Raw genomic sequence first — 22,975 nt, 5'->3', positions numbered from 1 at the left:
GCGGCCCGGGCGTCGGCCCGGGGAGGTCTCGGCTGCTGGTCCAGGCTATCGCCCGCGGCGCGGGCCGGGCCGGGGCCCGGTCGTCCCGGAGACGGTCACAGCGGGCGGTGCGGACCGTCCGCCGTGACGTCGGGGACGCGGACGGGACCGGTCGGACGGGAGGCACCGGTCGGGTCCGTCCCGCCGGTCACGTCGGTCGGCGGGGTCGCGTCGGTCGGCGGGGCCGCGTCGGTCGGCGGGGCCGCGTCGGTCGGGTCGCCGGCGGTTCGGGCACTGGCGGTCGGGGCGCTGGCCGTCGGTGCGCTCCCGGTCGGTGCGCTCCCGGTCGGGGCGCTCTGCGGCGTCTGCGCCAGCTTCGTGACGACCGCGGCGGCCGTCGCCGGTCCGACGCCGTTCACCTCGGCGATCTGGTCGGCCGTCGCCTCGCGGAGGCGCGCCACCGACCCGAAGTGCTTCAGCAGCGCGTTGACCCGCGTCGGGCCGAGGCCCGGGATCTCCGACAGCTGCGACCGCACGTCGCGCTTCCGTCGCGTCCGCTGGTGCGTGATCGCGAACCGGTGCGCCTCGTCGCGGATCCGCTGGATCAGGAACAGCGCCTCCGAGTTCCGCGGCATGATCACCGGGAAGTCGTCGTCGGGCAGCCAGAGCTCCTCGAGGCGCTTCGCGATGCCGACGAGCGCGATGTCGTGCACGCCGGCCTCGTCCATCGCCCGCTTCGCCGCCTGCACCTGCGGTTGCCCGCCGTCGACGATGAGCAACTGCGGACGGTAGGCGAACCGCTTCGTCGGCTTCGTCCCCTCGACGACCTCGTCGCTCGTCGCATTCGGGACGTCGGGTGCGGCGGCGTCCTCGTCGAGACGCGCCAGCCGCCGTGAGAGCACCTGGTACATGCTGTCGGTGTCGTCGGTCGTCTCCGCGATCGTGTACCGCCGGTACTGGTCCTTCCGCGGGAGCCCGTCCTCGAACACCACCATCGAGGCGACGACGTTCGTGCCCTGGAGGTGCGAGATGTCGTAGCACTCCATGCGCAGGGGTGCCTCGGTCATGCCGAGGGCGTCCTGGATGTCGGCCAGCGCCGCCGAGCGGGTCGTGTAGTCGGCACTCCGCTTCGTCTTGTAGAGCATCAGCGCCTGCGCCGCGTTCTGGGCGGCGGTGCGGGCGAGTCCGGCACGGTCCCCGCGCTGCGCGGTGCTCAGCTTCGTCCCGCGGCCGCCCCGGCGTTCGCTGAGCCACTGCTGCAGCGCCTCGGCGTCCTCCGGGAGCTCCGGCACGACGATCTCGCGCGGGACGTCGTCGCTCGTGGCGTACTGGCCCTGCACGATCTGCTCGACGAGGTCGCCGGTGCTGATGTCGAGCTCCTTGTCGACCACCCAGCCCCGCACACCGCGGATGCGCCCGCCCCGCACGGAGAACAGCTGCACCGCGGCCGCGAGCTCGTCCTCCGCGACACCGAACAGGTCGAGGTCGACCGAGTCGCGCAGCACGACCGCGGACTTCTCGAGGACCGCCTCGAGCGCACCGACCTGGTCGCGGTACTTCGCGGCCTGCTCGTAGTCCATGGCGTCGGCCGCGGCCCCCATGCGCTGCCGCAGCGTGGTGATCACACGCCGGTCGTAGCTGCCCATGAACCGCACGAACTCCTCGACCACCGCACGGTGCTCGGCGATCGTGACCTTCTGCGAGCAGGGGCCGCCGCACTTGCCGATCTGCCCCGGGAAGCACGGCTTGCCGGTCTGCATGGCCTTCTTGTACGAAGAGTCCGAACAGGTCCGGATCGGGAAGACCTTGATCATCAGGTCGATGGTGTCGTGCACCGCCCAGATCTTCGGGTACGGCCCGAAGTACTTGGCGCCCTTGATCTTCCGGTTCCGCGTCACCATCACCCGGGGCGCCTCCTCGCCCAGGGTGATCGCCATGTACGGGTACGACTTGTCGTCCCGGAACTTGACGTTGAAGGGCGGGTCGAACTCCTTGATCCACGTGTACTCGAGCTGGAGCGCCTCGATCTCGGAGCCGACCGTGGTCCACTCGACGCTGCGCGCCGTCAGGACCATGCGGCGCGTGCGCTCGTGCAGCGTCGGCAGCGGTGCGAAGTAGTTGCTCAGCCGCGCACGGAGGTTCTTCGCCTTGCCGACGTAGAGCACCCGACCGGCCTCGTCACGCCACCGGTACACACCGGGGTCGGTCGGGATCTCCCCCGCCTTCGGCCGCCAGGAGACGGTGTCCGCCACCTACCGAGCACCCGCCTTCTGCTGCTGCGTCGCCTGGCGCGCACCGACGGCCTGCTGCTTGCCGACGCGGGCGTCCTGGGCGTCGAAGATCTCGCGCAGGAACACGCCCGTGTGGCTCTCCGGCACGTCGGCGACGTGCTCGGGGGTGCCGACCGCCAGGACCGTGCCGCCGCCCGCGCCGCCCTCGGGACCCATGTCGACGAGCCAGTCGGCCGACTTGATGACGTCGAGGTTGTGCTCGATGGTGATGACGGTGTTGCCCTTGTCGACCAGGCTCTGCAGGACGAGCAGGAGCTTCCGGACGTCCTCGAAGTGCAGACCGGTCGTCGGCTCGTCGAGCACGTAGACCGTGCGGCCGTTCGACCGACGCTGGAGCTCGGTCGCGAGCTTGACGCGCTGCGCCTCGCCACCGGAGAGCGTGGTGGCGCTCTGTCCGAGCCGGACGTAGCCGAGCCCGACGTCGACGAGCGTCGCCATGTAGCGGTGGATGGCGGAGATCGGCTCGAAGAACTCGGCTGCCTCGCTGATGGGCATGTCGAGGACCTCGGAGATGTCCTTGCCCTTGTAGTGCACCTGCAGCGTCTCGCGGTTGTACCGGGCACCACCGCAGACCTCGCACGCCACGTAGACGTCGGGCAGGAAGTTCATCTCGATCTTGATCGTGCCGTCGCCCGAGCAGTTCTCGCAGCGGCCGCCCTTGACGTTGAAGCTGAATCGCCCGGGCTGGTAGCCGCGTGCCTGCGCCTCGGGCGTCTCGGCGAAGAGCTGTCGGATGCGGTCGAAGACGCCGGTGTAGGTCGCCGGGTTGGACCGCGGGGTGCGGCCGATCGGCGCCTGGTCGACGTGCACGACCTTGTCGAGCTGGTCGAGGCCCTTCACACGCGTGTGCTTGCCCGCGATGTGCCGGGCGCCGTTGAGCTGGTTGGCGAGCACCTTGTAGAGGATGTCGTTGACCAGCGTCGACTTGCCCGACCCGCTGACGCCGGTGACCGCGGTGAAGACGCCGAGCGGGAAGTCGACGTCCACCTGCTTGAGGTTGTTCGCGCGGGCGCCCTGCACGCTGATGACGCGCTTCGGGTTGATCTTCCGACGCTCGGACGGCACCTCGATCGCACGGCGGCCGGCGAGGTAGTCACCGGTCACGGACTCGTGGTTGGCGATGATCCCCTCGTACGACCCGGAGTGCACGACCTTGCCGCCGTTCACGCCGGCGCCCGGTCCGATGTCGACGACCCAGTCGGCCGTGCGGATGGTGTCCTCGTCGTGCTCGACGACGATGAGCGTGTTGCCGAGGTCCTTCAGCTTGACGAGCGTGTCGATGAGCCGACGGTTGTCCCGCTGGTGGAGGCCGATGCTCGGCTCGTCGAGGACGTAGAGCACGCCGGTCAGACCGGAGCCGATCTGCGTCGCGAGCCGGATGCGCTGGGCCTCGCCGCCGGAGAGGCCGCCCGCGCCGCGGGCCAGCGTCAGGTAGTTGAGCCCGACCTCGAGCAGGAACTCGAGGCGGGCGCGGATCTCGCGGAGCACCGCGGCGGCGATGTGGGCCTCGCGGTCGGTGAGCGTCAGCTCGTCCATGAACCCGTAGGCCTGGTCGAGGGACATATCGGTGACGTCGGCGATGCTGCGGCCGTCGACCGTCACGGCCAGGACCTCGGGCTTCAGCCGCGTGCCGTCGCACACCGGGCACGGGACCTCGCGCAGGTAGCCCTGGAACCGCTGTCGCTGCGAGTCCGACTCGGCCTCGGCGAACTTGCGCTCGATGTAGGGCATGACGCCCTCGAACCCGCTCGTGTAGCGCATCTCGCGTCCGAAGCGGTTCTTCCACGAGACCGACACCTGGAAGTCCTTGCCGGTCAGGATCGCCGCCTGCACGGTCGGGTCGAGCCGGTTCCACGGGGTGTCCAGGTCGAACCCGAGGTCCTTGCCCAGACCGGAGAGGAGCTTCTCGAAGTACGAGTACAGCCCGCTCGTGCCCGTCCACGGCAGCAGCACGCCGTCGCGGAGCGATGCCTCGGGGTCGCCGAGCACGAGGTCCGGGTCGACGGACATCCGGGTCCCGAGGCCGGAGCACTCGGGGCACGCGCCGAAGGGCGCGTTGAACGAGAACGTGCGGGGCTCGATCTCGGTCAGCGCGAGCGGGTGGTTGTTCGGGCAGGACAGGTTCTCGGAGTACGTCCGGACCGCGCCGGGGCCCTCGTGGTCGACGAGGTCGATCGCCACCGTGCCGTTCGTCAGGCGCAGCGCGGTCTCGAGCGAGTCCGTCAGCCGGCCGAGGATGTCGTCGCTCGCCACGAGCCGGTCGACGATCACCGCGATGTCGTGCTTGACCTGCTTCTTGAGCTTCGGCGGGTCGCTCAGCTGCACGCGCTCCCCGTCGACGATCGCGCGGGCGTAGCCGGACGCTGCGAGCTCTTGGAAGAGGTCGACGAACTCGCCCTTCTTCTTTGAGACGACGGGCGCCAGGACCTGGAACCGCGTGCCCGACTCGAACGCCATGAGCTGGTCGGCGATCTGCTGCACGCTCTGCTTGCTGATCACCTCGCCGCAGACGGGGCAGTGCGGGACGCCGATGCGCGCCCACAGCAGGCGCATGTAGTCGTAGACCTCGGTGATCGTGCCCACGGTCGACCGCGGGTTGCGGTTCGTCGACTTCTGGTCGATCGACACCGCGGGCGACAGGCCCTCGATGAAGTCGACGTCCGGACGGTCCACCTGACCGAGGAACTGCCGCGCGTACGCGGACAGCGACTCGACGTAGCGGCGCTGGCCCTCGGCGAAGATCGTGTCGAACGCGAGCGAGGACTTGCCGGAGCCCGAGAGCCCGGTGAAGACCACGAGCGAGTCGCGGGGGATCTCGAGGTCGACGTCGCGGAGGTTGTGGACACGGGCACCGCGCACGCTGAGCGTCGAGGTGCTGTGCGGCGCGGTCCCGCCGGGGAGGTGGAGGTCGGCGGGCTCGCCGAAGGCGCTCCCGCCCGGGGTCGCGGTTCCGCGGTCAGAAGTGATGGTCATCGCAGACGATTGTACGAAGCCCGACCGACATCCGTCCCGGCGTGGCGGACCGGATCGACTCAGACGAGTGCGTCGAGAGCGAACGCGACGCCCGTGGCCCGCTCGCTCGCGGTCCAGAGCCGTGCCGCCGTCGTGCGGTCGTGCGCCCGCGACCGCGCCGGCACGATCGCCGGCGCACCCGCGAGCTGCAGCGGCCCGTCCGGTCCCCAGTACTCCCCCGACCGGACCCCGTCGCCGACGGCCGCGTGCACGAGCGGGCGGGCACCGGCGTCCTTGCCCTGGGCGATCCACCCGGATCCGGCGCGCATCCAAGCGGGCTCGGACCGGGTCGGCGCGACGTCCGGACGCGCGGGCCCGGCGGCTTCGAGCGCGAGCCCCGGGTGCGCGACGACGCTCCGGACCGCAGAACCCGCGTCGCCGAGCCGCTGCGCGAGCTCGAAGCCGAACAGCATCACGGCGAGCTTGCTCCGGGCGTACTGCCGGTGGCCGTCGTACCGACCGACCGCCAGGGGGTCGCGCCGGTCGAGGGTGACGAAGCGGTGCGCGATCGACCCGAGGTGCACCACGCGGCCGTCGTCCTGGTCGAGCAGGGGCAGCACCAGCGCGGTCCAGGCGAAGTGCCCGAGGTGGTTCGTGCCGACCTGCAGTTCGAGTCCCTGAGCGGTCGACCGCTGCTCGGACGACCCCACGACACCCGCGTTGTTGAGCAGCGCGTGCACCGGTCCGAGCTCCGCGAGGGTCGCGGCGGCGGCGTGGACGCTGTCCAGGTCGGCGAGGTCGAGGTGGAGGTGCACCAGGTCGGCGTCGTCCACGTGCGCCCGGATGCTCCGCTCGGCCGCGAGACCGCGCTCGGGGTTCCGGGTCGCCAGCACGACGCGGTGACCCTGCGCCGCGAGCTGCTCCGCGGCGTGGTACCCCAGGCCCGCACTGGCGCCGGTGACGACGACGGTGCGACGGCCGGCGTCACCGGACATGGCCGGCCGACTCCATCTGCCGCAGGGCCTTCTTGAGGTCCTGGACCTCGTCGCGCAGGCGGGCCGCGAGCTCGAACTTCAGCTCCGCCGCCGCCTGGAGCATCTGGTCGTTGAGGTCGCCGATGGTCGCCTCGAGCTGGGTCGCGCCCTCGCCGGCGATGCCCTCGCGTCGCAGGTTCGGCGTCGGCGAGCGACGTCCGTCGGCACCCGGGCGACCCTGGAGCAGCGCCTTGGTGTCGTCGCTCTCGCGCTGTAGGACCTCGGTGATGTCCGCGATCTTCTTGCGGAGCGGCTGCGGGTCGATGCCGTGCTCCAGGTTGTACGCGACCTGCTTCTCGCGACGCCGGTCGGTCTCGTCGATCGCCTGCCGCATCGAGTCCGTGATCTTGTCCGCGTACATGAGCACCTGGCCGGACACGTTGCGGGCGGCGCGACCGATGGTCTGGATGAGCGACGTCGAGGACCGCAGGAAGCCCTCCTTGTCGGCGTCGAGGATCGCGACGAGCGAGACCTCGGGCAGGTCGAGCCCCTCGCGGAGCAGGTTGATGCCGATCAGCACGTCGTACACGCCCTGCCGCAGCTCGGTGAGGAGCTCGACGCGCTTGAGGGTGTCGACGTCGGAGTGGAGGTACCGGACCCGCACCCCCGCGTTGCCGAGGAAGTCGGTGAGCTCCTCGGCCATGCGCTTCGTGAGCGTCGTGACGAGCACGCGCTCGTCACGCTCGGAGCGCAGCTTGATCTCCTCGAGCAGGTCATCGATCTGGCCGTCGCTCGGCTTGACGACGATCTCGGGGTCGACCAGGCCCGTCGGGCGGATGATCTGCTCGACGACGCTGTCCGTGACCCCGAGCTCGTACTTGCCGGGGGTGGCGGACAGGTACACCTTCTGCCCGACGCGCTCGAGGAACTCCTCCCACGTCAGCGGGCGGTTGTCGAGGGCGCTCGGCAGGCGGAAGCCGTGCTCGACGAGGGTGCGCTTGCGCGAGGCGTCGCCCTCGTACATCGCGCCGATCTGCGGCACCGTGACGTGCGACTCGTCGATGACGATGAGGAAGTCGTCCGGGAAGTAGTCGATGAGGCAGTGCGGGGCCTCGCCGGCGTCGCGGCCGTCCATGTGGCGCGAGTAGTTCTCGATGCCCGAGCAGAAGCCGATCTGCTCCATCATCTCGATGTCGAAGGTCGTGCGCATCCGGAGCCGCTGGGCCTCGAGCAGCTTGCCCTGGCCCTCCAGCTCGGCGAGACGGTCGGCCAGTTCGTCCTTGATCCGCTCGATCGCGCGGTGCATGACGTCGGTGTCGGCGACGTAGTGCGACGCCGGGAAGATCGAGACGCCCGGCAGGTCGGCGATCACGTTGCCGGTGAGCGGGTGCAGTGACGAGAGCGCCTCGATCTCGTCACCGAACATCTCGATGCGGATCGCGTGCTCCTCGTACATCGGGATGATCTCGATGGTGTCGCCGCGCACCCGGAAGGTGCCGCGCGCGAAGTCGACGTCGTTGCGCTGGTACTGCATCCCGACGAACTTCCGGACGAGCTGATCGCGCGAGATGGTCTGGCCGACGTGCAACGCGATCGACGCGTTCATGTACTGCTCCGGCGTCCCGAGGCCGTAGATGCAGGACACGGTCGAGACCACGACGACGTCGCGGCGACTCAGCAGCGAGTTGGTCGTCGAGTGCCGGAGGCGCTCGACCTCGGCGTTGACCGAGGAGTCCTTCTCGATGAACGTGTCCGTCTGCGGGACGTAGGCCTCGGGCTGGTAGTAGTCGTAGTACGAGACGAAGTACTCGACGGCGTTGTTCGGCAGCAGACCACGGAACTCGTTCGCGAGCTGCGCCGCGAGGGTCTTGTTGTGCGCGAGGACGAGCGTCGGGCGCTGGACCTGCTCGATGAGCCAGGCCGTCGTGGCGGACTTGCCGGTACCGGTGGCACCGAGCAGCACGACGTCGGTCTCACCGGCGTTGATGCGGCCGGCGAGTTCGGCGATCGCCGCCGGCTGGTCGCCGCTCGGCGAGTACTCGCTGATGACCTCGAACGGACGGATCGCCCGCGTGGGCTCGATCGACACTGCCATGCCTGCAACGGTAGTCGGCGCCGCCGACACCGGACGGCCCTGATCGCCCACAGCGTCAGCGGGTCAGGCGTGCCCAGACGTCGTCGGCGGACCGGATCGTCTCGTCGACCGTCCCCGAGGCGTCGACGACGTGGTCGGCGAGGGCCAGCCGCTCGGCGTCGGACGCCTGTGCCCCGACCCGCCGCTCGGCCTCGTCCCGCGTGGCGCCGCGGAACGCCACCAGCCGCTCGACCCGCTGCGCGGCCGGTGCGTCCACCACGACGACGGCGTCGAAGGCGATCGGACGCCGGCCGCGGGCCTCGGCCAGCAGCGGGACGTCGTAGACGACGAGCGCCTCCGGGTCTGCGGCCTCGGCCGCGTCGAAGGCCTGCTGCGCCAGCCGCCAGACCTCCGGGTGCGTGATCGCCTCGAGGTCCCGCCGGGCGTCGGCGTCCGCGAACACGATGCTGCCGAGCGCCGGGCGGTCGAGCGAGCCGTCGGCTGCGAGCACGCCCGGCCCGAACCGCTCCGCCACACGGGCGAGCCCGGGGCTGCCGGGTGCGACCGCCTCCCGCGCCAGCCGGTCCGCGTCGACCACGACGGCACCGTGCTCCGCCCAACGACGGGAGACGGTGGACTTGCCCGCGGCGATGCCGCCTGTCAGACCGATGATGCGCACCGCCCCAGGCTACCCAGCACGCCGTGGAACGCCGGAAGCCCGGCACCCCGTGAGGGGTGCCGGGCTTCCGGGACGGTGCGACCCGCTCGATCAGTTGTTCGAGCTGAGCTTCTCGCGGAGCGCCGCGAGCGAAGCGTCGTCGGCCAGGGTGCCCTGACCGTTCGTCTCGCTCGTGAACGACGACGACGAGGAGGTCGACGCGCTGGCCGGCAGGTCGAAGTTGCCCTGCGCCTCGTCGGCGATGGTCTTCGCGACCTGCGCCTTGTGGGCCTCCCAGCGCGACTGGGCGGCCGCGTACTGGCCCTCCCACTCGGTGCGCTGGGTGTCGTAGCCCTCGAGCCACTCGTTCGTCTCCGGGTCGAAGCCGTCCGGGTACTTGTAGTTGCCCTGGTCGTCGTACTCGGTCGGCATGCCGTAGAGCGCCGGGTCGAACTCGGTGCCCTCCGGGTCCACGCCCTCGTTCGCCTGCTTGAGGCTGAGCGAGATGCGGCGACGGTCGAGGTCGATGTCGATGATCTTGACGAAGACCTCGTCACCGACGGAGACGACCTGCTCGGCGAGCTCGACGTGCTTGTTCGAGAGCTCCGAGATGTGGACGAGACCCTCGATGCCGTCCGCGACGCGGACGAAGGCACCGAACGGCACGAGCTTCGTGACCTTGCCCGGCGCGATCTGACCGATCGCGTGGGTGCGGGCGAAGACCTGCCACGGGTCCTCCTGCGTGGCCTTGAGCGAGAGCGACACGCGCTCGCGGTCCAGGTCCACCTCGAGGATCTCGACGGTGACTTCCTGACCGACCTCGACGACCTCGCTGGCGTGCTCGATGTGCTTCCAGGAGAGCTCGGAGACGTGGACGAGACCGTCGACGCCACCCAGGTCGACGAACGCACCGAAGTTGACGATCGACGACACGATGCCCTTGCGGACCTGGCCCTTGTGGAGGTTGTTGAGGAAGGTGGTGCGCGACTCGGACTGCGTCTGCTCGAGCAGGGCGCGGCGCGAGAGGACCACGTTGTTGCGGTTCTTGTCGAGTTCGAGGATCTTCGCCTCGAGCTCCTGGCCCAGGTACGGGGTCAGGTCGCGGACGCGACGCAGCTCGATGAGCGAGGCGGGGAGGAAGCCGCGGAGACCGATGTCGACGATCAGGCCGCCCTTGACGACCTCGATGACCGTGCCGGTCACGACGCCGTCGGACTCCTTGATCTTCTCGACGTCGCCCCACGCGCGCTCGTACTGCGCACGCTTCTTCGACAGGATGAGGCGACCTTCCTTGTCCTCCTTCTGGAGGACCAGGGCCTCGACCTCGTCGCCGACCTCGACGACCTCGTTGGGGTCGACGTCGTGCTTGATCGAGAGTTCGCGCGAGGGGATGACACCCTCGGTCTTGTAGCCGACGTCGAGGAGGACCTCGTCGCGGTCGATCTTCACGACGGTTCCGGAGATCAGATCGCCGTCGTTGAAGAACTTGAGGGTCTTCTCGACCTCGGCCAGGAAGTCATCAGCCGAGCCGATGTCGTTGATGGCGACCTGCTTGGGAGCCTTGGTCGTGGTGGTTGTCATGTAGAGATTGCTCCGAACGGACATGAGTCGGGCCGTGACGGCGAGGGAGCGACCCCCTGGTCCGCACCGAACGTCGGTGCGAGCCGTCATGGCAGTGGTTGGTTGGCGCGGATTGCGCCGATTGAGTCTAGCCGCAGGGCCGTCGGCCCCACAACCGGGCGTGTCGCGTGTCGGGGGTCAGCGTGTCAGGCCAGCAGCGCACTCCGCAGCGTGTCGAGTCCGACGCCACCGAGCGCGAGTGCGCGGTGGTGGAAGGCCTTGAGGTCGAACGCGGCACCCTCGCGGGCGGCGAGCTCGTCGCGGATCGACTCCCAGACGCGCTGCCCGACCTTGTAGGACGGCGCCTGCCCCGGCCACCCGAAGTACCGGGCGACCTCGAACTGCACGAACTCGGGCGCCATGTTGACGTTCTGCCCCATGAAGTCGAGCGCGTACTCCCACGTCCAGCCGCCGCCGTCCGGGTTCGTCTTCTGCAGGTGCACACCGATGTCGAGCACGACGCGGGCGGCTCGCATGCGCTGTCCGTCGAGCATGCCGAGCCGGTCGCCGTCGTCGTCGAGGAACCCGAGCTGCTCCATGAGTCGCTCGGCGTAGAGCGCCCAGCCCTCCACGTGACCGGACGGTCCGGCGAGCTGACGCCGCCAGGTGTTGAGCTCCCCGCGGTTGTGCACCGCCTGGCTGATCTGCAGGTGGTGACCCGGGACGCCCTCGTGGTAGACCGTGGTCTTCTCGCGCCACGTGCCGAACTCGGTCACGCCCTGCGGCACCGACCACCACATCCGGCCGGCACGCGAGAAGTCGTCGGACGGGCCGGTGTAGTAGATGCCGCCTTCCTGGGTGGGGGCGATCCGGCACTCGAGGCGCTTGATCGGGTCGGCGATGTCGAAGTAGGTGCCGTCCATCGCGCGGATCGAGGCGTCGCTCGTCTCCTGCATCCACCGCTGCAGGGCGTCCGTGCCGTGCAGGATCCGGGCCGGGTCGGCGTCGAGGACCTCGATCGCCCGGGCCACCGACGCGCCGGACTCGATGCGGTCGGCGATGCGCTCCTGCTCGTCGCGCATCCGGGCGAGCTCCTCGATCCCCCACTCGTACGTCTCGTCGAGGTCCACGACGGCACCGAGGAAGCGGCGGGAGTGCAGCTCGTAGTCCTCGCGCCCGACGGCGTCGACCGGTGTGGCCAGCGGCAGGAGCTCGTGCTCGAGGAACCCGCCGAACGAGCGGTACGCGGCCGCCGCGGCCTCGGCGCCCCGGGCGAGCTCGGAGCGGAGCGACTCGGGCAGCGGACCACCGCCCTCGAGCGTCGCGCCGTCGACGAGCTGCCGGAAGAAGCCGTCCTCGGCGCCGTTGCGGGCGGCCTGCTCGGCGACGAGCGCGACCTGGCGACGTGCCGGCGTGACCTGCTCGCGGGTGCCCTGCAGCAGGGTCTCGCGGTGTCCTTCCAGTGCCTCGGGCAGCGCGTGCAGCCGTCCGGCGACGTCCTGCCAGTCGTCCGTCGTCGCCGTCGGCATGAGGTCGAGCACGTCGCGGAGCTCCTGGGCGGGGCTCTGGATGACGTTGAGGTCGCGCAGGTGCAGTCGACGGTCGTACGACTCCACGACGAGGTCGAGCTCGGCGCCGAGGTCGGTCTTCGTCACGCGGTCGACGGCGTCCACGGCGTCCGTCGCGTCGAGCGTCCGGCGCGCTGCACGGGCCGCGTCGGCGAGGGCGTCGGCACCCGCGGGGGACGTGTCGCCGTACCCGTCGGTGCGACCCGGAGCGCCGATGTACGTCGCGACGGTCGGGTCGAGGTCGACGAGGGTGGTGACCCAGTCCTCGGCGACGCGGTCGACGGCGGAGGGCTGGCGGACGGGTCGGTTGTCGCTCATGCCCCGACCCTACCCACGGGTCGGGCGTGCGCCGGTGCGGTCCCGCGCGTCGGGGCCGGCGGCACCACGGCACGGACGGGAGGCACGGTGCCGGCCGGCACCGTGCCTCCCGTCCGTGACGTGGCCGCGTCGCGGGTCCGCGCGCGTCAGTGCGCCGCGGCCTCCCAGTTCGGACCGACGCCGACGGACACGTCGAGCGGCACGCTCAGATCGGCGGCTCCGCCCATCCGGGTCCGCAGGACCTCCTCGACCCGCTCCTGTTCGCCGGGCGCGACCTCGAGGATGAGCTCGTCGTGCACCTGCAGCAGCAGGCGCGACGCCATGCCGCCCTCGCGGAGGTCCTCGTCGACACCGAGCATCGCGATCTTCATGATGTCCGCCGCCGAGCCCTGGATCGGCGCGTTCAGCGCCGCGCGCTCGGCGTTCTCGCGGAGCACGCGGTTCGGGCTCTTGAGGTCTGGGAAGGGGCGCCGGCGACCGAAGATCGTCTCGGTGTAGCCGTCCTCGCGCGCCTGCTCGACGACACCGCGCAGGTAGTCGCGGACCGAGCCGAAGCGGGCGAAGTACTCGTTCATCAGCGTCCGAGCCTCGGACTGCTCGATCCGGAGCTGCTTTGACAGCCCGAACGGGCTCAGGCCGTACGCCAGGCCGTAGGACATGGCCTTGACCTTCGTGCGCATCTCGGGGCTGACGTCCGCCGGCTCGACACCGAAGACGCGCGCGCCGACGAAGCGGTGCAGGTCCTCGCCCTCGTTGAACGCCTGGATGAGCCCCGGGTCGCCGGACAGGTGCGCCATGATGCGCATCTCGATCTGCGAGTAGTCGGCGGTGACGAGCGTCGTGTACGGCTCCGCGACCGCGAAGGCCGAGCGGACCCGCCGCCCGACCGCGGTCTTGACGGGGATGTTCTGCAGGTTCGGGTCGTTCGACGAGATGCGGCCCGTGCTGCTGCCGGTCTGCTCGTAGCTCGTGTGGATGCGGCCCTCGACGACCGCGGCGTCGAGGGTGTCGACGATCTGCCGGAGCTTCGTGGCGTCGCGGTGCTGCAGCAGCAGACCGAGGAACGGGTGCGGGTGCTGCTCCTGCAGGTCCGCCAGGCTCGCGGCGTCGGTGGAGAAGCCGGTCTTCGTCTTGCGGGTCTTCGGCATCGCGAGCTCGGTGAACAGGACCTCCTGCAGCTGCTTCGGCGACCCCAGGTTCACCTCGTGCCCGATCTCCGCGAAGGCCTGCTGCGCGAGCTCGGCGGCACGCTCCCCCAGGTCGTGCGACAGCCCGGTGAGCACCGGCCGGTCGATGCCGACGCCGACGGTCTCCATGCCCGCGAGGACCGGGACCAGCGGGAGCTCGATGGTGTCGAGCACCCGGAGCGAGGACTCGTCGACCCGGGCGCGCAGCGCGGTGTCGACCCGGAGCACGTACCAGGCGTGCACGCCGATGTTCACCGGGTCGGTCTCGGGGACGAGCTGGTTCGGGTCGGCGGTGGGGAGTTCCTCGCCGAGCTCCTGGTACACGAGGTCGGCGAGGGGCTGGCCCTGCTTGCCGGGCTGCGCGAGCCACCCGGTGAGTCGGGCATCGCCCGCGATCCCGCGCACCGTGATGTCGACGGTGGCGAGTGCCTTGATCGCGGTCTTGGCGTCGTGGAAGTGCTTCGGGGCGTCGGAGGCGAACCACGCGGCGAGCTGCTCGTAGTCCTTCGCGCCGCTCCCGCCCGGCACGAGCACGGCGTCGTCGTGGGTGGCGATGCCGATCGCGCTGAGCCGACCGTCGATGACCTCGACCGCGACCCCGAAGCCGTTCTCGGCGTCGTTCGCGCCCTTGCGCTCGAGCCAGTGGCCGAGCTCTTCGTCGATGATCGTCGTGACCTTCGGCGGGGTCGGGGCGCCGCTGTCGACCGTGCCGGGAGCGTCACCCGCCTCGCTCGGCTCCCCGGTGCCCGCGACCTTGAAGACACGGTCGAGCAGGGTGCGGAACTGCAGCTTCGCGAAGAGGTCGCGCACGGCCTGTTCGTCGAGCGGTCGCAGGGCGACGTCGCCCGGACCGACCGGCAGCTCGACGTCGTTGACGAGCCGGTTGAGCTTCCGGTTCCGGATGGCGCGGTCCCGCTGCTCGCGGAGGTTGTTGCCGACGACGCCCTTGATCTCGTCGGCGTGCTCGAGCACCCCGTCGAGCGAGCCGTACGCGGTGATCCACTTGACGGCGGTCTTCTCGCCGACCTTGTCGATGCCGACCAGGTTGTCGCTCGTCTCCCCCACGAGCGCCGCGATGTCGGGGTACTGGTGCGGCTCGATGCCGTACCGCTCGTACACCTTGTCGCGGTCGTAGCGGGTGAGCTCGGAGACACCGCGGACCGACGGGTAGAGCAGCGTGACGTCGTCGTTCACGAGCTGGATCGAGTCACGGTCGCCGGACACCACGTACACCTGGTAGCCCTGCTCGGAACCCTGCCGGGCGAGGGTCGCGAGGATGTCGTCGGCCTCGTAGTCCTCCTTGGTCACCGTCGTGATGCCCATCGCCTCGAGCGCCTGCTGCAGGAGCGGGATCTGGCCCTTGAACTCCGCCGGGGTCTCGGACCGGGTGCCCTTGTAGTCCTCGTACTCCCGCGTGCGGAAGGAGAACCGGGAGATGTCGAACGCGACCGCGAGGTGGGTCGGCTTCTCGCGCTGGAGGAGCATGAGCAGCATCGAGATGAAGCCGTGGATGGCGTTCGTGTGCTGCCCCTCGCGGTTCACGAAGCTGTCGACCGGGAGCGCGTAGAACGCCCGGAACGCGAGCGAGTGGCCGTCGATGACCATGAGGGTAGGCTTTGCGGAGTCCGACACCAGGACAGCCTACCGACGCGATCCGACACGGGAGTCCTCGAGCGTGACCGACGAAGCGACCACGACCGACGCCGTCGACCCCCGCCTCGCGGACCGGGGTCTCGGGGAGCTCGCCGAGAAGATGGGCATGGTCGTCACCGAGCTCACGGCCGAGCGTGCCGTCGGGTCGATCCCCGTCGAGGGCAACCGTCAGCCGGTCGGACTCCTGCACGGCGGCGCCTACGTGGTCCTCGCCGAGAGCCTCGGGTCCATGGCCGCGAACGTGCACGCCGGACCGGGCCGCTACGCCGTCGGCATCGAGCTCAGCGCCTCGCACTCGCGCAGCGCGACGAGCGGCCGGGTCACCGGCACCTGCACCGCGATCCACCTGGGCGGCACGCTCACGACGCACGAGATCGTGCTGACCGACGACGAGGGCCGCCGCTGCTCGACCGTCCGCATCACGAACATGATCCGCGAGCGGCGCTGACGGTTCAGTCCTCGGGCGGTCGCTGCAGCAGCAGGCGCGCGTCCCCGAAGCCGAGCCGCCGGTAGAGCGTCTCGCCGACGACGCTCGAGTGCACCGCGGTGCGCTCCGCGCCGAGCTCGTCGGCGAGGTCGAGCAGGGCCGTGACGAGACGCCCGGCGACGCCCCCGCCGCGCAGGTCGGGGTGCACGTAGACGGTCTGCAACTCGGCGGTCACGCGTCCGCGCGGCCGATGCGGCGCCGGCGGCCGCGGGTGCACGGCGAGCCACGCCATCCCCAGCACCTCCCCGTCGCGCTCGGCGACCACGCACCGGTGCGAGTCGGCGTGCTCGGCGGCGAAGGCCGACATCGCCTCGCGGTACTCGTCGGGGGTCACCGTCGGGACGGCGCCGTCCTCCCCGACGCTCCAGCGCCACCGCAGGTCGGCCACCGCCGTCATGTCCTCCGGCCGGGAGGAACGGATCACCACGTCGTCCATGCCCCCACCCTGCCAGGTGGCGGGCTCGGCGGCGGGGCCGACCCGCGCCTCCCGTCCGGCACCTGCCGCGGCACTGCCGCCGCGCGCAGTCTGCGACACGACACGCGTTGATCGACCGGTGCGATGTCGCACGATGCGTGTGCATCTGATGCCGGCGCATCGTCCGACGTCACGCGCGTCGATCGACCGGTGCGTTGTCGCACGATTCGTGCGCATCCGATGCCGTCCGCGGCCGGGACGCAACAGCGCCGCCGGACGAGGTCCGACGGCGCTGCCGCGTGAGCGAGCGGGTGCTCGTTACTTCTTGGCGCTGAGCTGCTCGATGATCGCCTTCGCGACGTCGTGCATGGTCAGGCGGCGGTCCATCGAGGCCTTCTGGATCCAGCGGAACGCCTCGGGCTCGGTCAGGCCCATCTTCTCGTTGAGCAGACCCTTGGCACGGTCGACGAGCTTGCGGGTCTCGAAGCGCTCGACCAGGTCGGCGACCTCGGCCTCGAGCGTGATGATCTGCTGGTGCCGGGAGAGGGCGATCTCGATCGCGGGCAGCAGGTCGTTCGGGGTGAACGGCTTGACGACGTAGGCGAGGGCGCCGGCCTCGGTCGCACGCTCGACGAGGTCCTTCTGGCTGAACGCCGTGAGGAGGACCACCGGAGCGATGTGGTTCTTGGAGAGCTTCTCGGCCGCGGAGATGCCGTCGAGCTGGGGCATCTTGACGTCCATGACGACGAGGTCCGGGCGGAGGTCGGTCGCGAGCTGGACGGCGGTCTCACCGTCGCCGGCCTCGCCGACCACGTCGAACCCGTTGTCGCGGAGGATCTCGACGATGTCGAGACGGATGAGCGACTCGTCCTCGGCGACGACGACGCGACGCGGTGCTGCTGGGGTTGCTTCTGTGTCACTCACGAGCGAGAGCCTACTAGACGGAGCAGGACGGGTCGCACTGGTGTCGGACCGCGCGCCGTGAGCATCGTTCGTACGAGTGGCGGGACTCGAACCCGCACGCCGTGAGGCAGAGCATTTTGAGTGCCCCGTGTCTACCGTTCCACCACACTCGCGAGGACACCAGGCTAGCAGGGACGCACCCCCGCCCGGGTCGTCACACCGGCACGAGCGGCTGCCGCTCGCCCGCCGGGAGCTCGACGCGGATCAGGTCACCGGCGCGCACGACACCGCCGGTCACCACGACCGCCATCACCCCGCCCTTCCGCTCGACCGAACCGTCCTCGGCCCGTCCGAGCACGGCGCGGAGCAGCCCGGGTTCGAAGTCGTTGATCTGCTGGCAGGGGTTCCGCAGACCGGTGACCCGGACGCAGGCGTCGTCGCCGAGGTGCAGCAGCGTGCCGGTCGGCAGCCCGAGCAGGTCGACGCCGCGGGTGGTGACGTTCTCGCCCATGTCGCCGGGCGCGACGCGGTGCCCCGACCGGGCGACCTCGTCGAACACCTCGGCGTGCAGCAGGTGCACCTGCCGGAGGTTCGGCTGCGACGGGTCCCGCGCGACCCGGGAGCGGTGCTGCACGGTGGTCCCGGCGTGCGCGTCGCCCTCGATCCCCCACCCCGTGACCAGGGTGACCTCGTCGACCACCGGCTTGCTGAACCGGTGCTCGTCGTCGCGACCGACGGCGACGACCCGCGCTGCCTCAGCCGTGGTGCCCACCCCCGAGGTCGGCGCCGGAGTGGTGCCCGTGCGTCGTGCCGTCCGACGGGGTCGTGCTCCCCTGCATCGTGCCGCTCGGGTCCGGGACGTCGTGCCGACGGCCCACGGACGTCCAGCCGAGGAAGCGCGCGGTCCACCCGAGCACCGCGACGACGATGCCGGCGATCGTGAGGAGGATGACGGGGTCCATGGTCCGACGCTAGCGACCTCGGCGGCCGGGCACCAGGGGGCCGGTCGCCGGGACCCGGCCTCAGGCGGGTCGCCCGACCACGACCTCGTGCAGGTCGACCTCCACCGGTCCGGCATCGACGGCGGCACACCGCGGGACCACGAGGACGAACACCGCACCACCGAGGTCACCCTCTGCGCCGTGGACGAGCGTGCCGCCGTGCGCGACGGCGATGCCCCGTGCGATGGGGAGCCCGAGGCCCGCCCCACCGGAGCGCACGTCGCGGGCGTCCTCCAGTCGCACGAGCCGGTCGAACACCCGCTCGCGCTCGGCGGACGGGATGCCGGGCCCGTCGTCCTCGACGGTCAGCACCGCCGACCCGGACGCGGTCGACAGGGCGACCCGGACGGTGCCGGTGCCCGCGGTCGCCCGGGCGGCGTTGTCGACGAGGTTGCCGAGGACCTGCGCCAGACGGTCGGGGTCGACCTCGGCGGGCACCGGCCCGTCAGGCAGGACGGGCAGCAGGGCGATCCCCGGCAGCCGCAGCTCGAGCCGGTCGACCTCCGTCCGGAGCCACGCGACCAGGTCGGTCCGGTGCCGGTCGAGCGCGATGCCCCGGTCCAGGCGCGCCATGGTGAGCATGTCGTCGACGAGCCGTGCCGCCCGGTCGGCCTGCCGCACGACGTGCACGGCGAGGACCTCGTCGGTCGCCCGGTCGTCGCCGCCGCTCCGGACGAGCGTGTCCGCCGCGGCCCGTACCCCGGCGACGGGCGTCCGCAGTTCGTGCGCCGCGTCGGAGAGGAAGGTGCGGACGCGCTCCTCCGCGGCCACGGCCTGGGCCTCGGCGCCCTCGACGGCGTCGAGCATCTGGTCGAACGCGGCGGCCACCCGACCGATCTCGGTGTCGGTGCGCGACGGCCGGAGGCGGCGCCCGCGGTCCCCGTCGGCGATGGAGCGCGCCGTCGCCGTGACCTCGTCGAGCGGGCGGAGCGCGCAGCGGACGACCAGCACGACACCGACGACGGCCACCCCGAGGAACGCCGCCGACGCTCCGCCCATCACCCAGCCGAGCTGCGTCAGGGTCTCCTGGACGTCGCGCGTGCCGGCGGTGAGCGTGATCCGCGTGCCGTCGTCGAGCTCGGACCGCAGCGTCAGCACCCCGTCGTCCTCCTGCGTGCTCGAGGACACGACGGTCGCGCCGGACCCCGCGCCACCGGACGGCGTCCCCGTCGCGTCCGACGCACCCGACGATCCCCCGCGCGCGGCACCGTCGCGGTCCCGTGCCGCCGGACCGGGCAACCCGGCCGGGTCGGGCGGACCGGACCGCAGCTGGTCCGGTGTCGGACCGGCCTCGACCGCGGCTCCGTCGGGCTGGACGATGCGCACCGAGAGCCCCTGCGCCGACAGCCGGTCGGCCAGGTCGTCCGCGTCGAGCACCCCGACGAGCGCTGCCGCGGCCGCCGCCCGGTCGCGCAGCCGGTCCTCGACCTGGGCGCGGAGTCGTGCGCCGAGCGCCGCCTCGACCGCGACGACGAGCGCGGCGAGCAGGACGGCGAGCAGGACGAGCACCGCGACGACCGTCCGCAACCGCAGGGAGGTCGTGCGGAGCCGACCCGTCGCGGCGCTCACGCGGCACCCCGGTCGACCGCGAGCCGGTAGCCGAGTCCGCGGACCGTGTGCACGAGCCGCGGACCGTGCGCCTCCATCTTGCGGCGCAGGGCGCTGAGGTGCACCTCGACGAGGTTCGGCGCGATGTCCTCGTAGCCCCACACCTGCGTGGTGATCTGCCCCTTCGACACCGTCCGCCCACGACTCTCGGCGAGGAAGCGCAGCAACCGGAACTCGGTCGCGGTCAGGTCGAGCAGCACGCCGGCGCGTCGGACGGTCGCCGCGTCCGGGTCGAGGACCAGGTCGGCGACCTCGATCACCGACGGCACCCGACCGCGTCGGCGGAGCACCGCGGTGACCCGCGCCACGAGCTCGGCCATCGCGAACGGCTTCACGACGTAGTCGTCGGCGCCCTCGGCGAACCCGCGCAGGCGGTTGTCGAGCTCGTCGCGCGCGGTCATCATGACCACGGCGGCGTCGGAACGCGTGCGGATGCGAGCGGCGAGCAGGATGCCGCTCGGACCGGGCAGCATCCAGTCGAGCAGGACGAGGTCGGGGGCGGCCCGGTCGAGGTCCTCGACGATCGCCCGACCGTCGGGGGCCTCGGCGACGAGGAACCCCTCGGCGCGGAGGGTCGCCGCGACGGAGGTGCGGAGGGAGTCGTCGTCCTCGACCACGAGGATGCGTGCGGGAGCGGTCACGGCGGACACCGTAGGTCGGTGGTGCATGCACGGAGCAGGGAGCCGGCTGGAAGACCGCTGTGCTTCAGTCCTGCTTCAGGTACGGATCCGAGCGTCGTCCTCGTCGCCGGAGCAGACGGCTCCGCGACCGACAGAGGAGGACCACCATGCAGGACGAACGACACGACGAGACCACGGACCGCACGGGCGACCGCCGCCGCACCCTCCGCCGCGTGGGGATCGGCTCGGCGGCCGCGGCCGCGCTGCTGCTCGGCGGCATCGGGGTGACCGCCGCGGTCGCCGACGGGTCCGGCACGCCGGGTGCGCCGACGAGCGCACCGACCAGCGCTCCGTCCGGTGCTCCGAGCGGCGCACCCTCCGGCGCGCCGAGCGGAGCGCCCTCCGGAGGACCCGGGCACGGGCCGGCTGCCGGCGGCTCCGGACCGGGTGCGGCGCCCGCGCCCGGCTGCGTCGCGATGCCCCCGGCCGACGGCGTGCACCCGCCGCAGCCGGAGGACGGCGCGAAGCCCATCCCGCCCGAGGACGGCGCGAAGCCCACGCCGCCGAAGGACGGCACCCAGCCCACGCCGCCGAAGGACGGCACCAAGCCCACGCCGCCGGCCGACGGTGCGAAGCCCACGCCGCCGGCGGACGGCGGTGCCGACGGCACCGCCTCGCCGATCCCGACCCCGGCACCGACCTCGGGATCCTGAGCCGCGGGATGGTGCGCGGGAGGCGCGCGTCCGTCGGCCGACCGGTCGACGGGTGTCGCGCCTCCCGGCCACTGCCCGGTGCGACGCCGGACACCGGCCCGTCCCGCCGGGTACCGTCGGTGTCCTCGCGGGACCGAGTGGGAGGAGCGCCCGTGGACTCTCGTGCCGTGCGCACGTTCCGCGTGTTCGTCGTGGTGACGGCCGTGGTCGCGATCGGCCTCGGCATCGTCGCGGTCGTCTGGCCACGACCGTCCCTGGTCCTCGTCGCCCTGGTGTTCGGCGTGTACCTCGTGGTCGCCGGGGTGCTGCGCGTCGTCGCCTCGGTGCGGGGGCACGGGACGGCACCGGTGTGGCGGTGGACCTCCGGCGTGGTCGGCGGGCTCGTCGGGCTCGCCGGACTCGTCACGCTGCTCGACCCGGCGGTCCCGCTGCTCGTCTACGCGGTGCTCGCCGGGGTCGCCTTCCTCATCGAGGGCATCGCCGCCCTGGTGGGTGCGTTCGTCGGGCACCCGGGATCCTCGCGGCTGCCGTCGGCGGTGAGCGGCGTCCTCTCGCTCATCGGCGGCGTGGTGGTCCTCACGGCTCCCGGCCTCGCCCTGACGGTCTTCACCGTCTTCTCCGGCATCGCGCTCGTCGTGGTCGGGTCCGCGACGCTGCTGCTCCTGCCGCCGCGGGCCGCGATGCGCCGCTGACGGGCGCGCTAGGCCGAGCCGGTCCCGAACAGCAGTCCGAGACCGTACGTCACGACCGCGGCGCCGAACCCGATCCCGAGCTGTCGCAGCGCGCGCCGGAGCGGGGACGCCCCGCTGAGCACGCCGACGACGGCGCCGGTGCCGAGGAGCGCGATGCCGACGAGGACCGCGGCCAGGACGATCGCCGGCCACCCCTCGAGTCCGAACAGGTACGGCAGCACCGGGATGATCGCGCCCGAGGCGAAGAACAGGAAGCTCGAGACCGCCGCACTCGTGCCGTTGCCGACCGCCTCGTGGTCATCGACCGCCGTGGCCGCGGTGATCGTCCGACCGCCGAGGACCTCGTCCGCGTGCGCCTGCGCGTCCGCCTCGGTCATCCCGCGCGCCCGGTAGACCAGCGCGAGCTCGTTCGCGTCGACGTCGAGGTCGGCGACCGCCCGACCGGCCTCGGGGTGCGGGGCGGAGGCGTCGAGCAGCTCGCGCTGTGACCGCACCGACACGTACTCCCCCGCGCCCATCGAGAGTGCGCCGGCGAGCAACCCGGCGACGCCGCTCAGCAGGACGAAGTGGCGGTCCGCCCCGGAGGCGCTGATGCCGATGATGAGCGCGAGGTTCGACACGAGGCCGTCGTTCGCCCCGAACACCGCCGCGCGGAAGGTGCCGGACAGCCGCATGCGCCCTCGGTTCGCGAGCCCGCGCACGACCTCGCCGTGGATGCGCTCGTCCGCCGCCATGCGGGCCGTCGCGTCGTCGTCGTCGGCGTAGGGCGAGCGGTCCTCGGCGCGCTGCATGAGCGCGAGCACGAAGACCGAGCCGAACCGCTTCGCCAGGGTGGCGAGCACGCGCGTCCGGAGGCTCCCGCGGAGCGGTCGTCCCACGTCGTCGCCGAGCAGGTCGAGCCAGTGCTGCTCGTGGCGGCCCTCGGCCTCGGCGAGGGACGCGAGGATCTCGCGCTCCTCGCCGGTCCGACGCGCGGCGAGGTTCCGGTAGACCGCCGCCTCCGCGCGCTCGTCGGCCAGGTAGCGGCGCCAGCGACGGACGTCGGCTGCGGTCGGGGCGGTGCGGGGGTCGTCCTGGAGGCTCACACCGGCAATCCTGCCCGTTCCGTCCGACGGCCGGTCACCGGCACGGCGCGGTGGTCGCTCCGCGGCGACCGGCGGACCGGGCCGGGGCGGCAGGTCCCGAGACGGGGGCGTCCGCGCGAGACGCCCCGGCGCGCACGAGACGCACCCGGATCCGGGTGCGTCTCGCGGAGCGAGCGGCGTTCCGCGAAGCCGGCGGCGTCTCGCGGTCCGAACGGCCGGCCGGGGCCAGGGGCGCGA

At 71.9% G+C, this 22,975-nt stretch carries 18 protein-coding genes and 1 tRNA gene; 3 read left to right on the top strand and 16 right to left on the bottom strand.

Annotation, left to right across the window (positions count from 1 at the left end; all coding sequences use genetic code 11):
* Positions 1-95 precede the first annotated feature (95 nt).
* From uvrC to polA, 8 genes are all read right to left on the bottom strand, one after another.
* Positions 96-2,231 (bottom strand): excinuclease ABC subunit UvrC, encoded by a 2,136-nt coding sequence (uvrC, locus tag Cus16_RS01375; protein WP_069710826.1) that lies wholly within the window; start codon positions 2,229-2,231, stop codon positions 96-98.
* Positions 2,232-5,243, bottom strand: a complete 3,012-nt coding sequence (uvrA, locus tag Cus16_RS01370; protein ID WP_223246480.1) for an excinuclease ABC subunit UvrA — start codon at positions 5,241-5,243, stop codon at positions 2,232-2,234.
* A gap of 59 nt (positions 5,244-5,302) precedes the next feature.
* On the bottom strand, positions 5,303-6,217 hold the full coding sequence (locus Cus16_RS01365; protein ID WP_069710825.1) for an SDR family NAD(P)-dependent oxidoreductase: 915 nt from the start codon (positions 6,215-6,217) through the stop codon (positions 5,303-5,305).
* Positions 6,207-8,291 carry an excinuclease ABC subunit UvrB gene (uvrB, locus tag Cus16_RS01360; protein WP_182047875.1) on the bottom strand — a complete coding sequence of 695 codons (2,085 nt, stop codon included), beginning with the start codon at positions 8,289-8,291 and terminating at the stop codon, positions 6,207-6,209. The genes Cus16_RS01365 and uvrB overlap by 11 nt, the downstream gene beginning before the upstream one ends.
* Before the next feature lie 55 nt (positions 8,292-8,346).
* The gene (gene coaE, locus Cus16_RS01355) at positions 8,347-8,949 is read right to left on the bottom strand and encodes a dephospho-CoA kinase (protein WP_069710824.1); all 603 of its coding nucleotides are present in this window, start codon (positions 8,947-8,949) and stop codon (positions 8,347-8,349) included.
* 90 nt (positions 8,950-9,039) lie between these two features.
* Positions 9,040-10,509, bottom strand: a complete 1,470-nt coding sequence (rpsA, locus tag Cus16_RS01350) for a 30S ribosomal protein S1 (RefSeq protein WP_069710823.1) — start codon at positions 10,507-10,509, stop codon at positions 9,040-9,042.
* Positions 10,510-10,694: 185 nt separating this feature from the next.
* The gene (locus tag Cus16_RS01345) at positions 10,695-12,374 is read right to left on the bottom strand and encodes a DUF885 domain-containing protein (protein ID WP_069710822.1); all 1,680 of its coding nucleotides are present in this window, start codon (positions 12,372-12,374) and stop codon (positions 10,695-10,697) included.
* A 146-nt stretch (positions 12,375-12,520) separates the two neighbouring features.
* Positions 12,521-15,193 carry a DNA polymerase I gene (polA, locus tag Cus16_RS01340; RefSeq protein WP_069710821.1) on the bottom strand — a complete coding sequence of 891 codons (2,673 nt, stop codon included), beginning with the start codon at positions 15,191-15,193 and terminating at the stop codon, positions 12,521-12,523.
* A 43-nt stretch (positions 15,194-15,236) separates the two neighbouring features.
* Between polA and Cus16_RS01335 the strand changes: the two genes are divergently transcribed.
* A complete protein-coding gene (locus Cus16_RS01335; protein WP_069710820.1) occupies positions 15,237-15,662 on the top strand; it encodes a PaaI family thioesterase in 426 nt (141 codons plus the stop codon).
* A 4-nt stretch (positions 15,663-15,666) separates the two neighbouring features.
* On the opposite strand, the gene Cus16_RS01330 is transcribed toward Cus16_RS01335, so the two are convergent.
* The 7 genes from Cus16_RS01330 to Cus16_RS01300 form a co-directional block, all read right to left on the bottom strand.
* Positions 15,667-16,137: a GNAT family N-acetyltransferase gene (locus tag Cus16_RS01330; RefSeq protein ID WP_069711366.1), complete on the bottom strand. Its 471-nt coding sequence runs from the start codon at positions 16,135-16,137 to the stop codon at positions 15,667-15,669.
* Positions 16,138-16,434: 297 nt separating this feature from the next.
* Positions 16,435-17,040: an ANTAR domain-containing response regulator gene (locus tag Cus16_RS01325; protein WP_022903868.1), complete on the bottom strand. Its 606-nt coding sequence runs from the start codon at positions 17,038-17,040 to the stop codon at positions 16,435-16,437.
* A gap of 71 nt (positions 17,041-17,111) precedes the next feature.
* Positions 17,112-17,192, bottom strand: a tRNA-Leu gene (locus Cus16_RS01320).
* A gap of 41 nt (positions 17,193-17,233) precedes the next feature.
* Entirely contained in the window at positions 17,234-17,791 is a 558-nt protein-coding gene (locus Cus16_RS01315; protein ID WP_069710819.1) for an MOSC domain-containing protein, read from the bottom strand.
* On the bottom strand, positions 17,775-17,981 hold the full coding sequence (locus Cus16_RS01310; protein WP_069710818.1) for a hypothetical protein: 207 nt from the start codon (positions 17,979-17,981) through the stop codon (positions 17,775-17,777). Before Cus16_RS01310 ends, Cus16_RS01315 begins: the two co-directional genes overlap by 17 nt.
* A gap of 60 nt (positions 17,982-18,041) precedes the next feature.
* The gene (locus Cus16_RS01305) at positions 18,042-19,589 is read right to left on the bottom strand and encodes a sensor histidine kinase (RefSeq protein WP_083263605.1); all 1,548 of its coding nucleotides are present in this window, start codon (positions 19,587-19,589) and stop codon (positions 18,042-18,044) included.
* The gene (locus Cus16_RS01300) at positions 19,586-20,269 is read right to left on the bottom strand and encodes a response regulator transcription factor (RefSeq protein ID WP_223246479.1); all 684 of its coding nucleotides are present in this window, start codon (positions 20,267-20,269) and stop codon (positions 19,586-19,588) included. Before Cus16_RS01300 ends, Cus16_RS01305 begins: the two co-directional genes overlap by 4 nt.
* Positions 20,270-20,415: 146 nt before the next feature.
* Between Cus16_RS01300 and Cus16_RS01295 the strand changes: the two genes are divergently transcribed.
* Positions 20,416-20,961, top strand: coding sequence for a hypothetical protein (locus Cus16_RS01295; protein ID WP_069710816.1), 546 nt, complete (start codon positions 20,416-20,418; stop codon positions 20,959-20,961).
* Between the two features lie 152 nt (positions 20,962-21,113).
* Positions 21,114-21,653: an HdeD family acid-resistance protein gene (locus Cus16_RS01290; protein ID WP_189319503.1), complete on the top strand. Its 540-nt coding sequence runs from the start codon at positions 21,114-21,116 to the stop codon at positions 21,651-21,653.
* A gap of 8 nt (positions 21,654-21,661) precedes the next feature.
* Here the strand turns inward: Cus16_RS01290 and Cus16_RS01285 are convergent, their stop codons facing one another.
* Entirely contained in the window at positions 21,662-22,747 is a 1,086-nt protein-coding gene (locus Cus16_RS01285) for a VIT1/CCC1 transporter family protein (protein ID WP_411266599.1), read from the bottom strand.
* Between the last annotated feature and the right edge of the window lie 228 nt (positions 22,748-22,975).

Source organism: Curtobacterium sp. ER1/6, assembly GCF_001742745.1.
GTDB classification, from domain to species: domain Bacteria; phylum Actinomycetota; class Actinomycetes; order Actinomycetales; family Microbacteriaceae; genus Curtobacterium; species Curtobacterium citri.
Note: the sequence above shows the minus strand (reverse complement) of the source record. Positions and strands in the feature narration are given on the sequence as shown.

What these genes read in the sequence shown, in the direction of transcription:
- Cus16_RS01365 (WP_069710825.1), bottom strand. Translation starts at nt 6,217, where the DNA reads ATGTCCGGTGACGCCGGCCGTCGCACCGTCGTCGTCACCGGCGCCAGT.
- rpsA (WP_069710823.1), bottom strand. Translation starts at nt 10,509, where the DNA reads ATGACAACCACCACGACCAAGGCTCCCAAGCAGGTCGCCATCAACGAC.
- Cus16_RS01345 (WP_069710822.1), bottom strand. Translation starts at nt 12,374, where the DNA reads ATGAGCGACAACCGACCCGTCCGCCAGCCCTCCGCCGTCGACCGCGTC.
- uvrB (WP_182047875.1), bottom strand. Translation starts at nt 8,291, where the DNA reads ATGGCAGTGTCGATCGAGCCCACGCGGGCGATCCGTCCGTTCGAGGTC.
- Cus16_RS01295 (WP_069710816.1), top strand. Translation starts at nt 20,416, where the DNA reads ATGCAGGACGAACGACACGACGAGACCACGGACCGCACGGGCGACCGC.
- Cus16_RS01310 (WP_069710818.1), bottom strand. Translation starts at nt 17,981, where the DNA reads ATGGACCCCGTCATCCTCCTCACGATCGCCGGCATCGTCGTCGCGGTG.
- Cus16_RS01330 (WP_069711366.1), bottom strand. Translation starts at nt 16,137, where the DNA reads ATGGACGACGTGGTGATCCGTTCCTCCCGGCCGGAGGACATGACGGCG.
- uvrA (WP_223246480.1), bottom strand. Translation starts at nt 5,243, where the DNA reads ATGACCATCACTTCTGACCGCGGAACCGCGACCCCGGGCGGGAGCGCC.